This window comes from Aporhodopirellula sallentina SM41 (assembly GCF_000346505.1).
GTDB lineage: Bacteria > Planctomycetota > Planctomycetia > Pirellulales > Pirellulaceae > Rhodopirellula > Rhodopirellula sallentina.
Genome location: NZ_ANOH01000095.1, coordinates 55,975 through 71,901 on the forward strand (window position 1 = coordinate 55,975; position 15,927 = coordinate 71,901).

Consider the following 15,927-nt stretch of genomic DNA (forward strand, 5'->3'; position numbering starts at 1 on the left):
GTTCTAAGAATGACGTAGCCGATGTCGCCAGACGTCGGTGGTTTGACTTGTGGCCAATCCAGTCACAGGGATCGAACAAGTCGAGCATCAAAATGGTCGCGTAGTTTACGCCAGTCCTATTTCCGCGCAGTGGATCTTGTGAAAGATCCTCACACAGCAGGATCTTCAGCAAGATCCAATACGGCCTACAGGAAACCTCAACGCCGCGATTCGCTCACCAAAGCACTACACGAGTGCCGCCTTCACCCGACCGACGAGCCCGTTGTCGCGGTCGAGCGTGCCGGGCAACAGGTAAGCCGCGTTGGCCAGATAGGCCGCCCGAAACGGTGGCGAAACCGCGTAGTAGTCCTCCAGCACGGCGCTGCTGAATTTGTAGTCGTGGGAATCGTTTCCTTTGAGAAATACCAACCTTCGCGCCGCGTTGATCAACGCTTCCGGTTCGCCTCCCGTTGCGAGATAAGTTCGCATGTCGGCCGCGGCACTTGGACGGTCCGTTGATACGGCACGAAAAATCTCATCGACCGTCGCTGCCTGAGTCGCGTTCGATTCGTCGGTATTGGCGTGAGCATCTATTTCGATCGTCCGATCGTTTACCTTTCCGCGTGACCGCATCGATTCGCGGAAGTACGGCAGGAACGCGGCGTTCTGCAGCAACAATTCCTTGCGGGTTTGGTCACCGTACGTGGTTCGCAACGCAAACTGCATCGCGTTGGTGGACGTCGTCGAATGCAAGGACACGATCCCGGGTTGTTGGCCGAGCGTTTCGGACGCCGAGAGAAAGATCGCGTCGCTAATGGACTGCGTCGCTACACCATCGCGGAGCATCTTCGCGACCGCCCGCACCGAATCGGCTGGCGTCGACTCACGCAGGACAGCCAACAAATCCTGCGTCGCCGCCGCGTCGGTTCGGCCATGGTTCCAGTTCTCTCCGAGTCGGCGACTCTCTTCCTGAGTCGTGTGCCACGCCTCGTCCGCGTGTAGGTTGCTGGTCGACGGGTTGGGTTCACCGTTGTGATTGAGAATCGCGTAGGCGAGCGATCGCAGCACAGGTTCCGCGTACTGCCACCCGATGCACTGGAGAGTCCGATACGCGTTGGCGACGTAGATTGCCTTGTGACCGATGCTGCGAAAGTCGCGACATCCGTAGTGAGCCATCAGGTCGAAAACACGGTTAGCCGGTATCGACCGACACAACGCGGCAACCGCAACATCGGCCGCGTCCCCATCCCAATGATCCATTGCGTCGCGGAACGCCTGCTCGGCACGATGCGATGGCGGAACGTTGGATTCGTCGACAGCCGACATCGTCCAATCACCCTCGCGTTCGTCCCGCGCCTGCGAAGACTTGAAGTAATCCAACGCCCAGAAAATCGGCAACCATCGGTCCGACTCCGGCGCCGCCAGACTGGCCAGATGCGCCGAGTTAACGACCAAAACCGCATGGAATTTGAATCCGACGCTCGGACGTGGCTGCACGTTCCTGACTCCTGCGAGCAACAACGCGGCCAATACTTCGCGGTAGCTCGTGCCCGATGCGATCTTTCGAGCGAATGTCTCGATCACTTTGCTACGTTCGGTTTCCTCGAGCAAACGCACCAAGGGTTCGATGTCATCGGAAAACTGAACCGAACCTGCCGGCAACCGCGTCTCGTCCGCTGCGACACGAGGCAACCGCGAAAGAAAACCGAATTGGTCCAACGCCAATGTTGCTCCCGCCAGACCCGCTGACCGAAGAAACGCACGTCGTTCTGGGATCCCCCGGTTTGCCAACATAACTATCCCCTTGCTTTCGCGTTTGATGTCGAATTGGTCACAGAAACACCTCTTCGTATCCTAACGCGCACGATCGCGACTCACGCAAAGTTTTTCCTTCCTCGCGAAAGATTCGCCGCCACTTTGCGCACAATGAAAACGTGCGACGTCTCATCCAATTTGGATTGCAACCGTCTGCGTTCAACGCTCCTAAAAACGTATAACCTCCTAGATAAACCTAACGCAGCCGACTAGAACCAGTATCAAGAACCGATCTGAAAGACTCGGCAAATTGATCCGCCAACGGGCGTTAGCCCCGACGCATTGTGTAAACCGTGGCTAACGCTGATCGGCTGTGTCGCATTCGGATCGGTTCTAAGTAGAGGTTCGATAAAACCATCAATACCAGAGTGGATACCACGCGATGAAAACCGGCATTGTGCGCATCAAGTCTTATACATCCAACATGTCAGATTACATCGCAATGCTTTATGCGCGAGCCAATGTGTTAGTAGTTTTCGGCGCACTGCTATTACTGTCCTTCTCTCAAGCCTCCGCGAGTGAAAACAAGGTTGCATGGCAGGATGAAATATCAAAACACGACTTAACATGGGACCGATTGCCAAATCGTTGGATGGAGTCTCCGTTTCTCGGCAACGGGGAACAGGGAACGATGATGTACCAGGAGAACGAAAAGACGTTGCGATGGACGGTCGGTAACTCATCCGCGTTCGACCATCGCCCTGCCAACAAAGATGACTTCAACGAAAAAAATGTCGAAGTTCTCAACCGCGGCCGATTGTTCATCGGACACCTGCGAGTCGAATTTCCCGCAACGCTCCGCGCCAGTTCCTCGCGTCTTTCACTTTGGAACGCGGAATCAATCGGGCAGGTTCAATCCGAAAACGGTTCGGCATCGTGGAAGACTATCGTCCACGCCAATGCCCCGGTCATGCGATTCGAGATTGAAACGACGGGCGATCTCTCCGGTGCAAAATTTGTTTACGTTCCCGTCGAAGCACAGAACCCTCGTGCCCTACGCAGCAAAAACCCGCGCAAGCCTGCAAACCCACCGGCGGTGCTCGACCAACTCACCGACGGAACTCAAACGGCCGTTCACAATCTCTATGCCGGCGGACAAACAGCCGTCGCGTGGAAGCAATCCGTTACAGACAACCGCACGACGTTGTGGTTGAGCGTCCTACACTCCTTTCCCGAACTGGATGCCGTTAACCGAGCCGTCGCGGCCGTTCGAAATGCCGCTTCGAAGGACCAGGACGCGTGGACTCAGCAGCATCGTCAGTGGTGGCATGACTACTACCAACAGAGCTTCCTCGCGACCGGCGATCCGTACTGGGACGCGTTTTACTGGATCCAGCAATACAAACTCGCGTCAGCGACACGGGCCGACAAATGGATCATCGACAACCAAGGCCCATGGTTGCACCCGACGGCGTGGAACGCGATTTGGTGGAATCTCAACGCACAGCTATCGCACAGCGGTTTTGCAACTGCGAACCGGCGTGGCATGGGAGCCGCACTGGGGCGACGCCTCGATCAATGTCGCGATCAACTCGCGGAAAACGTCGCCCAAGAATACCGACACGATTCCTACGCGATCGGCCGAACCTCGTCGGGTTGGGACTTGGCAGGCCATGCGGGCCAGCCCGGTGACGGCCGCCCTCCTAAAGACGGCAGCATCGGACGAGAAACCGCCAACCTTCTTTGGGCACTCCACAACGTCGACATGGAATGTCGTTACTGGCAGGACGATGACCTTCGTGATCGAGTTCTGTATCCATTGCTCGTGCGGGCGGTCAATTACTACCGGCATTTTCTAGTCGAAGAATCCGACGGCTATCTACACCTTCCGAAAACGTACAGCCCTGAATACCGCATCGCGGAGGACTGCACGTACGACCTCGACCTGCTGCGTTGGGGCTCCGGACGGTTGCTCGAGTTGGCCGATGAAATGAACCTCAACAAAGAGGAACAACCACTCATTTCTTACTGGACGCAGTTGCAAGAGAAACTCGTCCCGGTTCACGTCGACGAAACCGGTCGCATGATCGGCCGGGGCGTGTCACTGACCGGTCCGCATCGCCACTGGTCACACTTGTTGGCGATCTATCCCCTCCGCACGCTCGTGCCGGACTCGGCGGACAATCGCGAACTGATCGAATTGAGTCTGGACAATTGGCACAGCCACGGAAAACGAATGGCAGGTTACTCCGTCACCGGCGGCGCGTGCATTTCCGCGATTCTCGGCGATGGCGAGCGGGCCTACGAATTCCTCAACAAACTCAAACCGTTCTTGCACCCCAACACGTTCTACACCGAAGCAGGGACCCTGCCGGTGATTGAGACACCGCTGCACGGGGCCACCACGATGCAGGAAATGTTGCTGCATCAATGGGGCGGACGCATTCGCGTCTTTCCTGCCGTGCCAAGTCGATGGGCCAACGCTCAGTTCGACCGATTCCGTTGCGACGGAGCCTTCCTCGTCAGCGCCCAACAAAAAGACGGCGAAACACACTGGGTCGAAATCATTGCAGAAACCGGCGGCACGGTCGATGTGCAACCGCAATTGATCGACGCGAATTGGGAGGCAGCCCAAGACGCGAGCGTAGAACCGGTGGAACCCGGTGTCTATCGACTCAAACTCGCCAAAGGAGAGAGCGTCCTGTTCTGGCCAAACGATCAGCCCAAACCCAGCCCTGAAATTCGCATCGACGACACCGAACAACCGTCGTATTCGTTCGGTGTGTCTGCGAAACGTGAATAAGCGGTCGAGCAACTCTGGCGTTAGATCGTGCTTCAAAATGACGTAGCGGATGCCGCAGGCTATCGCAAACAGCCCCAAAGCGGCGACGCTATGTCAGCTCAAGGCAACGCCCAGTATTCCACTGCAGCGTGGCTTTCGGGTGCAATCGTAGTGGATGACGCAAGGAATCCCCTTACGTGACTAGCGCATCAAGGACTCGTCGCCTCGTCCACTACCCGAAAATTAAGTTGACTGAAGTACTCGGGAATGGCAACTAAACGCCCGAGCCCCAAGCCTCGAAGTGGCAGCCCTAATCGGGATGTTGCGAGTGATCCGGCTAGATTGGGGTCGCCCCGTTGAGGCTTGTTGGGAATAGGAACGCTCCGTTGGAGCGTGGCGGAATCGGGTGGTGGGTTGCCGTGATGAGAGAGTTACCTCAGCAACGGGAATGTGTTGCTATGTCCTCGAACGAGACATTCCCTCCCGGAGAATTCGAATCGGCCGGTAGGAACCAACTCCACGTCATTCTTTAAAATTTTCTAGCAGCATTGGGCTGCAACGTTTCGGCGAATGGACCGCAGTTTGTACAGCAGCGTGTGTGACACGCTGCGATATACAAACCGCGTTACTTTTCCTAACGCGTCTTCGCGGTTTTACTTCACCGGCCAATCGTCGGTTCGGAACGACGAAGCAGGCAGGCCTTCCTTGTTGGACAAGTTGGGCATGTCGCCGCTGCCCCAACCGTACCGGACGGAAACGGGGGCAGACACATTTTCGCTGCTGACCACGACGGTGTCGCCGTCGATGACCGCGTTTGCTTCCACGAAGTTTTGATCTTCGCCGGCGATCGTGAAGTGAGTCAACTCTTTCCCGTCTCGGGTCACCAGCCCACTGCCGATGCCAGTGAACTCGATACGAACTGAGCTTCCGTCAATTGTATGACTCTTGTAGAGCGGTCCCGAGTCAACGATGTCAGACATCCCATAGTCGCGGGCCAAGGCGAGTTTCGCGAGTCGCTCGCCGACCGGTTTCTTGGGTTTGGGGTGGATGTTGCTAACGTTGCCGATATCCATCGTGACCACCATCCCGGTCTTCGGAACGGACAACGCCATCGTTTGAGCTTCACGCAGGAACGCCGCGCTCATGGGGTTGGTTTTGTACGCGAACGGTGCGATTTGAACGAAGTAGAACGGGAAATCACCGCGTCCCCAACGCTGACGCCAATCCTCGATCATCGCCGGGAACAGCGTGCGATACTGCACTGGATTCTTGACGTTCGATTCGCCCTGGTACCAAACCACACCTCGAAACGCGAACGGAATCAACGGGCGGACCATACCGTTGTACAGCACACTGGGAGTGCGTTGATTGAGGCCTTTGGGCTTGGCCTGACCGCGATTGTAGGTCACTCCGGTTTTCTCAGCGATCGCAGGCAAACCGTCCAACACTTCGTTGAACTCAGGAAATTGTTTGCGAAGCACTTCGGGACTCACCCACGCCTCGGCACTCGATCCGCCCCAGTTGCAGGAAACCAACCCGATCGGCACATCGAGTTCTTCGTACAATCGTGAACCGAAGAAGTAGCCTACCGCACTGAAGTTCAAAACCGATTCGGGAGTGCAAACGCTCCACGCATTTTTCACGTCGTCTTGGCCTTCCAACGCGATCGTCGCGGGAATTTCACAGAACCGGATTCGTGGACGGTCCGCTTTCGCGACGTCTTCGGCAAAGTGATCGACGCCGAACCCACGCATCCGCCACTGCATGTTCGATTGACCAGAACAAATCCATACTTCGCCAACGTAAATGTCATTCCACTCGATCCGATCCCCTGCCGAGGCGATCGTCAATTGGAACGGTCCACCTGCGGATGGCGTTTGCACGGACGCCCGCCAATTTCCGGCGGCATCCGCAACGGTCGTCACGTCATCCTGCGACCAGGACACATCAATGGTCACGGTTTCGTTGGCAGCACTCTTCCCCCATATCGTGTTAGCAGTCTGCTGCTGCAAAACCATGTGATCGCCAAAGATGCCGGCCACGCTCAGGGGCTGGGTATCGGCGGCGACCACACCGGTGATGTGGGTTAAACAAAAAAGCGCACAAGCCAAGACGGCGTGCGTGACTCGGTAACGACAACGCATGAACGGTTTCCTCTGCGGTGTTTCGGACTGGGAATCGGAGCAAGGGGCATCGAAAGGCGGCGCCCTCAGAGTCCCCTGGATTGAACCGGCCGGCTGCTGAATGAAACGGAACGTTCAACAAAATCGCTCCGAATTTCATCTAATCACAGCGGCCGATTCGAACGAGGCTACTCTTTCGTATTCCGCCGGGCAAGTTTGTCAGCGTCAGCAAAAAGCGTCGGCAAAACCTCCCGATTCGAAACGACGCTCCCGTTTACGCCGATGGCGTGCGCAGCGATTTGAAGGCAGAACCGGCACGGCACAATTGAGTCTTCTGGATCGCCACCACGGGCTATCAACAAGCAGCCAAAATACGGTCGAAATTCAAAACAATTTTTTCGACCGACCTCTTTTGACCGCAAATCAAACCCCACGATTGATCCCAAAACACACCGGTTCTCAGAAGCGAGCGAATATTCCAGATGCGCACAAACCTCGTTCCAGCGCAAAAGTCGATCAGCCGACACTGTCGAGGTCGAGCTCGTGTGGTGCGTCACGATCAAGAATGAGGATTCAGGGCCGTAGCGAAAACCGCCAACGGTTTGTCGATTTCATCAAGAACCAACCTACTTTCGTTTAACCGGTAGCCGTAGGCGACGTGCAGTGGCAAGCAGGTCGCCTTTGGCTGCCCGTTAAACGCAATACCCTTCAATGAAGCACCGGGTTGTGGCGTTTTCGTTTAACCGGTAGCCGTAGGCGACGCTTGACGGAACACAACCTACCCTTCGGGCACGGGTTAAACGACAATTGAACGGTATTGCCGTTAAACGAAGAAATCAACAGCCCGCCAAGACTTTTGGTGATTCACCAGCCATCCCGATACTTTTGGCGAGTTTCGCTACTCCTAACCGAAGTGTTCACGAATCACTAAGTTGGATTCGTGATGGCCGCGAAATGTTGCTGTACCTTTTCTCGGGTCGGGCGCTCGATCACTCCTTGTTCGGTCACGATCGCTGCGACCAACTCCGCCGGGGTCACATCAAACGCGGGGTTGATCACCGACGCTTCTCGCGGGACCGCCATTCGGCCTTCCGCGTGGACAGCCGAATTCGCACCGAGCGTGTAACGCACTTCGTCTTCGCTGCGTTGCTCGATCGGAATCAGATCGCCCGACTGCAGTTCGAGATCAAACGTGTTCGTTGGCGCCACAACGTAGAACGGCACGTTGTGATAGTGCGCGATCACCGCGAGCGGGTAAGTACCGATCTTGTTGGCGACGTCGCCGTTTTCCGCGATCCGATCGGAACCGACGATCACTGCGTCGACCAAACCACGCTGCATCAGACTGCCTGCCATCGAATCGGTGCACACCGTCACGGGGATGCCGGCCTGCGACAATTCCCATGCAGTCAGACGAGCCCCCTGCATTAACGGACGGGTTTCGTCCGCGTACACGTTCAACGTGTGACCGTTCTCGTGCAGGTAATAAATCGGGGCGAGGGCAGTGCCATACTGCGCGGTTGCCAATCCGCCCGCGTTGCAGTGCGTCAACACGGTCTTGGCATCGCGGAGCAACGGGGCGGCGTTCCTTCCCATCGCCCGGCACATTTCGCGATCCTCTTCGTGTATCGCGCGAGCCTCCTCGATCAGACGCGGCGGCAATTCACCGATCGCCGCGTCTTCGGTCGATTCGACAATCCCTCGCATCCGGTTCAACGCCCAGAACAAGTTCACCGCCGTCGGCCGACTCGTGGCAAGATATTCGATCGCGTCGTAATAGCATTGCCGGATCGAATCGGGATTGCTCGCCGGGTCGATCGGAGCGAGGGTAACGCCGTAGGCGGCCGCGATACCGATCGCCGGAGCCCCACGCACGACGAGCCGCACGATCGCGTCGTGCAACTGCGCCAAGTCCGTGCACTCGAGCCGTACCAACTCCGCCGGGATTCGCGTTTGGTCGAGAAGGTCAACCGCAGCAGGGCTCTCACCCGCCGCGGCCCGGTAGCGAATCGTTTCGGCGTCAGTACTCATTGCTCGTCACTCACTAGACATCTTCAGGCGATGGAACTTCGAACCCTTCACGGTACTCACGCGTCAACATCGCGTTGGCCGCGTCGTTCCCGGTGTAACGTTCGGATTCGACATCGAAGGTCAACTGCGGGCCGAGCGACAACATGTCGGATTCCGGATCGACTCCGTTGTCACGCAAATGTTGAAGTGTTCGCTCGAGAGTCGCAGCATCGTCGTCACGAGACGCAAACTTCTCGACCGCCGCAGCGATCGTATCCGGCGACACACGGTTCTCTTCGCCGAGATAATAAGACGTGTTCCCATGGTGGGCAATCGCCGCCGAAAGGTGCCCGCACTTCGCATCCGCGACCAGAATCGATGCGTCGCGAGCAACAACGGCGTCGATAAAGTTGCTCATGTGAACGTTGTTGAGCGAACCGTTCTCACGTGAATTATGTGTGAAGGATCGGATCTCCCTCTTGTTCAGATCAAACGCGCGGCACGTTTCGTAACTCGGACCTTGGATGACGTACCCTTCGCTGCCGTAGAATACGACGCCGATTTTGTTGCCACGGTTCGATCCGAACAACTCGTTGATCTCTTTGTCGGCGGAGTCATTGACGCTCAATCCACGGGTTTCAAAGACGATCGTCTTGTCGCCATAGTCGTAGATCGAAACCTGCGTGTTAGCGGTATCGCCGGCGTCTTGGTACGTCGGGTCTTTGCGTTCGGCCTGGTACCCCAGACGTCCGGCATAGGTCAAGATCGACTCGGGATGCCGATCCAACCCGAGTCCCCATCGAGCGATGTCGGTTTGGTGCGGGCCTTGGTTCCCCGAGTCGCCGTTGCCGTAGTGTCGTTGCCAGTGCCAATCGTAGTGGAACCGCTGACGCGTCAGTTTTGGATCGGTGAAGGTCGCCGGACCGCTCCACATGTCGAAGTCGACGTTGTCGGGAATCGGATAGTTGCCGAGCGGGCCGATCGACTTACGCCGTTTGTAACACAACCCGCGAGCCAGGTTGACTTCGCCAATGTTCCCGTCGGCGATGAACTTCATCGCCTCGATGCACGCCAAACTACTGCGGCACTGCGTACCGGTTTGAAACATTCGGCCATATTTCTGTGCGGCGGCGACGAGAGCCCGACCTTCATGAACGTTGTGGCTGATCGGTTTTTCGATGTAGACGTCTTTGCCCGCCTGCATCGCCCAAACGGCGATCATCGCGTGCCAGTGATTCGGCGTGGCACAGGTGACAATTTGTACGTCGTCGCTATCGAGAATTTCGCGAACGTCGCCGACCACGCGTGGACGAGTGCCCTGCATCTTCTCAACTTTGTCGGCCTGCTGTTCGCCGACCTTCGAGTCCACATCGACCAACACGCGGATCACAGTGCGAGGATCGTGATGGAACCCACCGACGTGCGACATCCCACGACCGGCAACGCCACAAACCGCCACGCCGAGCGGATCGGAAGGGTCACCCGCCGTCGCAGCGGAAACACTGCTGTGTACCCCGAGGGCCAGCCCCGAAGTGATTGCGGCAGCGGAAGCAGAAAAAGCGCGTCGGTTTATACGACTCATCAGAACAAACTCGCGGAAGGGGGAAGAAGGTGGGCGGGGGCGCCGCGGCAAACCACGGAGGTGGGAAACTAGACCGCTGTATTATGCACACTGGCCGCGCGAACGCCAGTGTCGCCTTCCCGCTCGACGGCGGAGCACAACCACCAAAACTGAAACAACTGCCCGAGCAAATGCGTGTTCACCTCCGGCAAAATCAACTCGATCGCCGGAACCCCTCCACTCCGCAGCGCCACCCGCGATCGACTGATTGCCGATTGCATCAAATCCGGAATCACAGGCACGCCAGGCCCCGGGGCTTTCTTTTTCTTCTTCGATGAGCCTGATTGCGTCGATTCGGTCGCCGACATCGGCGGGGCATGGTTGCCTGCCGATGCGTGGTCGCCTGGCGGTGTGATCGCGAGTTCGCTCGAAGAGCTTATCTCCGCTCGCGTCATTTCGATCGGGTCCGTGCGAACGGATTCGACGATCAACTGCGTGATCACCAATTGGTTGACGGTTGATTGATTGTTGGCAGATTGGTTGCAAGCGACTTGGTTGCCGACGGTTTCCGCGGCCAAGCTCTCCGCCCAGGCGGCCCCATGTTGCAGCCGCGTCGATGAGCGAACAGTCGGATCGAGAACCTGGGACATCCATTCCTGATGCCAACGGCTGACTCCGCCGAGCGATGGGTTCCAGTAGACCAGCATCCGATCGCGCAGGCCTCGCCGCGTCGCGAGCAACCGCTGCAAACCGACGTATTGCAGCACCATGTTTTCTTCCAACGGCGACTGGATGAAATGATCGTTCATCGCCGACGCCCCCAGCAAAAACTGGATACAGTCGAGCCCTAAAAACGCAGCCGGCAGTAACGTCGCGGCGGAGTACACACCGAAGGGGCCACCCATCATTGCCGAGGTGTTTAGCTGGTCCGATCGCGACGCCCCGGCAGTCGACTCGCAAGGAGTCACGAATCGTTCCGAACAGTCGATCTCGCCGGCGATTTTCGACAGACCGCTGCGTTCATGCAAAACGGGGACAATCAACTTTGTCAGCCATCTCGCGTCTGCTTCACCGAGCGATCTGGCGACCTGGTCGACACCATGGCGCAGAAACACATCCGTCGCCGCGGATCCGCTGCGGTCTCCCTCATACAGATCGATCGGGATGATCGCGTATCGATCTTCGGGACCGTGGTGATCCGATTCGTTTGCTGCGAACTCCTGATTCAACCTTCGCAACAAACCTTCGACCGCGTCGTTGTCGATCCCGCTCGATGCAAAATACATCCTCGGCTTGCTGCCTCGCGCCGACCGGGACAGTTCATTGTGATACGGTTCGCAACACGCTCGCATCAACGCGTCGGGGGCGAGCATGCACTCCGGGGTTCCGATCACTCCCACCGCATCGAGATGATCATGCAATCGGTTCGCGACTCGAAAAACCCGTCCGAGTTCCGACCTTTCCCGCAACGCTTCATATTCGATCAGTAGACGTTCGGGGCGATCAAACCCGGCCCTCACCCGTTCGCCGCAGTGATTCGTCAATCGGTGGCGGACTGGATCGAGTTGCTCGATTTGAGCCCTCAAACACGACGGCGAAATCTCCCCCGATGCACCGTTGCCCGTCGCGTCACCATTTGGCACAGGCACCAACGCTCCCGCCGGGTCGAAACGCAGCAGGCTCATTCGTGATCTCTCTTGCGGTCAAAAGGTTGTTGGTCGAGAATCCACGCAACGCACAAACGGTTGACGCCGGATTTTTGATTCGTTTCGGAACGCATCGTGCGGGCAAAATCCGATGCGACCATGATTCGACCGCGGCGAGTAAAGTAAGCCGACGAGTTTATCGGCCACCGCTGGACTGCTGCCACCGAATCGACGACGCAGATGATGCCACGCCGGGCACTCGTTCGGAAGTGGCGTACCGCACCATATACCATTCCCCGGGCCAATCCGAGATTGATGCTGGAACTCATATCTTCTTATTCGACGTTCGCGATTCTCGTTGCCGCCGCGGTTCATCTTTTCGCGTTCGCGGTCCTGGCGGGGTGGGCACGATCGGATCGCAAACGGATCGCCCAAACACTCGAACGGTTCACCGCCGGGTTGCCGCACCGCAGCCGCATGGACTTTCACGTTCACCTGTCCGATCAAATCGAAGCGTTCTTGGCCGACATCAGCGACGTGATGGCACAACCGCTCCGCAGCGCCGACCGGGCTCGACTCGCCGATCGCATTCGCATTCTCGACGAGCGACGCGAGTACCTTCACTCGCTGCGATTTGAAACCGCATGGAACGTCGCCCGCACGATGATCGAGGCCTACCCGCTCGCCGGAGTGTTGGGCACGATTTTGGCAATCGGGTCGGCGCTCGCGGCCGACGACCAAGCCTCGGTGAATGTGATCGTGACTCGGTTCGGCGACGCGATCTGGAGCACGTTTGCCGGTCTGTCAGCGGCGATCCTGTTGATGTTGGTCGGCAGCGTTGTCGAACCCGGCTTTGCCCGTTTATCTGAAAATCGGCTGGGCGTCCGCGAGATGGCGGCCAAGGTCAAACGGGAACTCTCTGTACTCGAACAATCCGGTGCCGAAGCCCCAACCGAGGCAAGCGACAAGGCAGCGACACCGGAGGACGGTACGGCGTGAGCGAGTTGAGTAACGAATCTCCGGCACCGCTCTCGCCACCACACGTCACACCGGATCGTTCGGCCGGCGACGTTCGGTTGGCGAAAACATGGTGGTCGCGACGAACCCGTTTCCAGTTGACTCCGTTGATGGACCTGCTGCTGATCATCGTGTTCGCGCAGTTCCTCGATGTCCGCGAAGCGACTCAGCGGGAAACCGCGTCACTGGAATCCGAACGCGAGAAACTGGTCTACCAAATCCAACGCGAACGCAGCGAGTTGGCGGGCATTCGCGAAGCGTTGCAAAGCCAACACCGCGAACTCGAACGACAACGCGACCAAGCCCGCGCCGCACGCGACGAAGCGGTGTATCAGTCCGAGGCCCGGTTGGCGGAAATGAACGTCGCGATGAGCAAACTCAGCCGCTGGCTCTCGCTCGATGCCGAAACGGATGTCGATCCCGACTCGGGTTCCGCTGCAAACGAACCAACCGACGAAACCATCCCTGGCCCTCTTTCGGAAGATTCCGAATCAGACGATCCCGTTGCGACCGCGATCCGGCAGGCCAGCCGTTTGGGCAAGGCCGATCCTGACGCGGTGCTGCGGTTCCTGATCGGGCACGCCGAACTGCTCAAACGAGCCGAGATCTGGACCGTCCACGCGTCCGACAACGGTGGCATCGTGTTCATGGCAGACGACCAACGCGAGACATTTCGTTTGGAACGGCGATCGCAATCCGACCGGACCGATGAAGTCGCCGACCGACTCTTCGCCGCCTACAAACAATTGCCCCAGCCCAAAGGGTTGGTCGTTCTGTTAGTATCATATTCCCCGCAAAGCGTCGCCGGCGTGTATCAACCGCTCGTCGACGCGTTGCCTCGCGCACTCGAACGACTCCGCGCCGACACGCCCGAAACACGTTTCGAATACACGGTCCTCGGCCCCACGCCCGAGCCCAACTGACCGCCCCGACGTTCCTTTCACCCCCAACACGAATCATGCGTAAACGAGTCCCGGTTGTCATCGGCGGCGGTATCGCGTTGCTGATCGCGAGCCAATACTTCGACTTCGGTTTAGGGTTTACCGACGGCGACGGTAACAACGATCCTCAAGGTCAAGTCTCGATGGATCCCGGTTCCTCATCACCGATCATGTCGATCGAAAGCCTCACGCCATCGGACGCCCCCACCGCGGGCGATACATCCGATGATTCTGACGAAGCGATGCGAGAGGCCGCGTCGGAACTCGAACTCACTCCCGTCATCCCAGTGCTGCCTTCGGTGGTCGATGTTTTGATCGACGGGAATCAGTACCTAGTGCAGACCGAAGCCGAACAGCCCGACCGCAAAGCGATATCGATCGAAGACATCATCGCTTTCGCCGGAACGGTGGAGGGCGAACCGAGCGGCATCCTCGTGCGAGTTGCCCGCACTCCCAACGCGGTCGCTGCCGCCGACGCGGCACTCATGAAACGTCTCCGCGAAGCTGGTTTGGATGACGACCAAATCGATGCCCGCCGGCAACTCGTCGAACTGCCGTAGGCGATGCCCCGCATCACTCTCTGACGGTATTCGGGCGAAACGCGACTCGCGGGGCGCCGCTCGTTGCCCGCGTATCGCCTCATCCCGCACTCCGACTCTGGTTATGCGCATCGGCTCAGGCAACGCGCGTCTCATTCCTGAGTCCGTCATACAAAATGTCTCTGTAGTTCTCTTGCGCATCCACCGAGAGAATCACCCTGCGTTCATCGGAACGCGGCGACGCTGGCATACTCCCAAGCACACACCACGCCAGGTGATTTGATTACATTGGACGTGCGTGTCCGGTGGATGAAGCTTCAACCTACCGGCGACCTTCCTCACCCTCCCCTCCCTGCTCGACAAGCATTCACTCTCATGAAATCAAAATTCTTGATGTCCACCAAGTTTCTTTCGGTCCAGGTATTTCGATTCGCAGCCATCGCCGCACTCCTTTGCGTGGCAACGACGAATATCGCGTCCGCCGATGATCGTTTGGTCATCGAACCTGCCGAAGGCACCGCCAACGGGAAGCACATCGTCCTGATCTCGGGCGATGAAGAATACCGGTCCGAAGAATCGTGCCCGATGTTCGCAAAGATCCTCAGCCAACATCACGGATTCAAATGCACCGTACTGTTCGCGATCGACAGCAAAACGGGCGTCATCAACCCATACGACCAAGGCAACATTCCCGGCATGGACACGCTCGCCGATGCCGACCTGTGCGTGCTCACGACGCGTTTTCGTAAACTGCCCGACGATCAGATGAAACCGTTTCTCGACTATCTGAAAGCCGGCAAGCCTTTGGTCGCCTACCGAACCGCGACGCACGCTTTCAAAGGTGGCAATTACGGCGGGTTTGAATGGAAGAACTTCGGTATCAAAGTCCTCGGCGAGAATTGGCACAGCCATCACGGCAAACACAAAGTCGAAGGGGCACGCGGCCTGATCGTTCGCGAGAACGCGGACCACCCGATCTTGCGTGGCGTCAAAGACATCTACACCCCGAGCGACGTGTACGGGGTCGTGCACCTCGACGAAGACGAAGCCACCGTGCTGCTGCGAGGCCAAGTATTGAAACTTCTCGACCCTGCTGCCCCCCCTGTCACCGACGGACGCAACGATCCGATGATGCCCTACGCTTGGGTGAAACCTTACTCGGTACCATCAGGAGAAACCGGTCAAGCGTTCACGACCACCGCCGGCGGCGCGGTCGATTTCCGCTGTGAAGACCTCCGTCGCCTGATCGTCAACGCATGCTTGCACCTGAGCGGCGAAGAAGTCCCCGGGAAAGCTGACGTGAGCTTCGTTGATCCGTATCAACCATCATTCTTCGGCTTCCTCAACAGCGACTACTTCCAAGAACGAGGCCTCCACCCAGAAGACTTCCGCCTCGGCCACTCCGCCACCACCGCCGACCCTCCCCCAACCTACGCCCCCGAACCCGCAACGGCAGAGTAACCCCCAGCAAGATCAAAAGCATCCGCCCAGCCTAACCCCGGGCGGATAAATCGCCCCACCCCAAGCTTCCGTCCGGGCCTGCCCCGGCGGAAGAAACGCCCCACCCAAAGCTT

At 58.0% G+C, this 15,927-nt stretch carries 11 protein-coding genes; 5 read left to right on the forward strand and 6 right to left on the reverse strand.

The features are described from left to right. Positions 1–225: 225 nt before the first annotated feature. Complete coding sequence (locus RSSM_RS05395) at positions 226–1,773, reverse strand: hypothetical protein (RefSeq protein ID WP_044301220.1); 1,548 nt, start codon at positions 1,771–1,773, stop codon at positions 226–228. A gap of 403 nt (positions 1,774–2,176) precedes the next feature. Between RSSM_RS05395 and RSSM_RS05400 the strand changes: the two genes are divergently transcribed. Next, a complete protein-coding gene (locus RSSM_RS05400) occupies positions 2,177–4,537 on the forward strand; it encodes a glycosyl hydrolase family 95 catalytic domain-containing protein (RefSeq protein ID WP_236620960.1) in 2,361 nt (786 codons plus the stop codon). 632 nt (positions 4,538–5,169) lie between these two features. Here the strand turns inward: RSSM_RS05400 and RSSM_RS05405 are convergent. The 5 genes from RSSM_RS05405 to RSSM_RS05430 all read right to left on the reverse strand — a co-directional run bounded on the left by RSSM_RS05405 (position 5,170) and on the right by RSSM_RS05430 (position 12,185). Beyond that, positions 5,170–6,660: a sialate O-acetylesterase gene (locus RSSM_RS05405; RefSeq protein WP_008675402.1), complete on the reverse strand. Its 1,491-nt coding sequence runs from the start codon at positions 6,658–6,660 to the stop codon at positions 5,170–5,172. A gap of 906 nt (positions 6,661–7,566) precedes the next feature. Then, positions 7,567–8,670, reverse strand: a complete 1,104-nt coding sequence (gene mtnA / locus RSSM_RS05415) for an S-methyl-5-thioribose-1-phosphate isomerase (protein ID WP_008675404.1) — start codon at positions 8,668–8,670, stop codon at positions 7,567–7,569. A 13-nt stretch (positions 8,671–8,683) separates the two neighbouring features. Further along, positions 8,684–10,231 (reverse strand): Gfo/Idh/MocA family protein, encoded by a 1,548-nt coding sequence (locus RSSM_RS05420; RefSeq protein ID WP_044301222.1) that lies wholly within the window; start codon positions 10,229–10,231, stop codon positions 8,684–8,686. A gap of 68 nt (positions 10,232–10,299) precedes the next feature. Beyond that, a complete protein-coding gene (locus RSSM_RS05425; RefSeq protein ID WP_008675409.1) occupies positions 10,300–11,895 on the reverse strand; it encodes a glucose-6-phosphate isomerase in 1,596 nt (531 codons plus the stop codon). After that, on the reverse strand, positions 11,892–12,185 hold the full coding sequence (locus RSSM_RS05430; RefSeq protein WP_144059587.1) for a hypothetical protein: 294 nt from the start codon (positions 12,183–12,185) through the stop codon (positions 11,892–11,894). The genes RSSM_RS05425 and RSSM_RS05430 overlap by 4 nt, the downstream gene beginning before the upstream one ends. Between RSSM_RS05430 and RSSM_RS05435 the strand changes: the two genes are divergently transcribed. The 4 genes from RSSM_RS05435 (at position 12,172) to RSSM_RS05450 (ending at position 15,814) form a co-directional block, all read left to right on the forward strand. Then, a complete protein-coding gene (locus RSSM_RS05435; protein ID WP_008675414.1) occupies positions 12,172–12,855 on the forward strand; it encodes a MotA/TolQ/ExbB proton channel family protein in 684 nt (227 codons plus the stop codon). The two genes, RSSM_RS05430 and RSSM_RS05435, sit on opposite strands and share 14 nt — an antisense overlap. Continuing rightward, positions 12,852–13,796 (forward strand): hypothetical protein, encoded by a 945-nt coding sequence (locus tag RSSM_RS05440; RefSeq protein WP_008675416.1) that lies wholly within the window; start codon positions 12,852–12,854, stop codon positions 13,794–13,796. The genes RSSM_RS05435 and RSSM_RS05440 overlap by 4 nt, the downstream gene beginning before the upstream one ends. Positions 13,797–13,831: 35 nt before the next feature. After that, positions 13,832–14,374: a hypothetical protein gene (locus RSSM_RS05445; protein ID WP_008675417.1), complete on the forward strand. Its 543-nt coding sequence runs from the start codon at positions 13,832–13,834 to the stop codon at positions 14,372–14,374. 372 nt (positions 14,375–14,746) lie between these two features. Continuing rightward, a complete protein-coding gene (locus RSSM_RS05450; protein WP_044301249.1) occupies positions 14,747–15,814 on the forward strand; it encodes a ThuA domain-containing protein in 1,068 nt (355 codons plus the stop codon). The last annotated feature ends 113 nt before the right edge of the window (positions 15,815–15,927 follow it).

What these genes read in the sequence shown, in the direction of transcription:
- RSSM_RS05395 (WP_044301220.1), bottom strand. Translation starts at nt 1,773, where the DNA reads ATGTTGGCAAACCGGGGGATCCCAGAACGACGTGCGTTTCTTCGGTCA.
- RSSM_RS05400 (WP_236620960.1), top strand. Translation starts at nt 2,177, where the DNA reads ATGAAAACCGGCATTGTGCGCATCAAGTCTTATACATCCAACATGTCA.
- RSSM_RS05450 (WP_044301249.1), top strand. Translation starts at nt 14,747, where the DNA reads ATGTCCACCAAGTTTCTTTCGGTCCAGGTATTTCGATTCGCAGCCATC.
- RSSM_RS05405 (WP_008675402.1), bottom strand. Translation starts at nt 6,660, where the DNA reads ATGCGTTGTCGTTACCGAGTCACGCACGCCGTCTTGGCTTGTGCGCTT.
- mtnA (WP_008675404.1), bottom strand. Translation starts at nt 8,670, where the DNA reads ATGAGTACTGACGCCGAAACGATTCGCTACCGGGCCGCGGCGGGTGAG.
- RSSM_RS05435 (WP_008675414.1), top strand. Translation starts at nt 12,172, where the DNA reads ATGCTGGAACTCATATCTTCTTATTCGACGTTCGCGATTCTCGTTGCC.
- RSSM_RS05430 (WP_144059587.1), bottom strand. Translation starts at nt 12,185, where the DNA reads ATGAGTTCCAGCATCAATCTCGGATTGGCCCGGGGAATGGTATATGGT.
- RSSM_RS05420 (WP_044301222.1), bottom strand. Translation starts at nt 10,231, where the DNA reads ATGAGTCGTATAAACCGACGCGCTTTTTCTGCTTCCGCTGCCGCAATC.
- RSSM_RS05445 (WP_008675417.1), top strand. Translation starts at nt 13,832, where the DNA reads ATGCGTAAACGAGTCCCGGTTGTCATCGGCGGCGGTATCGCGTTGCTG.
- RSSM_RS05425 (WP_008675409.1), bottom strand. Translation starts at nt 11,895, where the DNA reads ATGAGCCTGCTGCGTTTCGACCCGGCGGGAGCGTTGGTGCCTGTGCCA.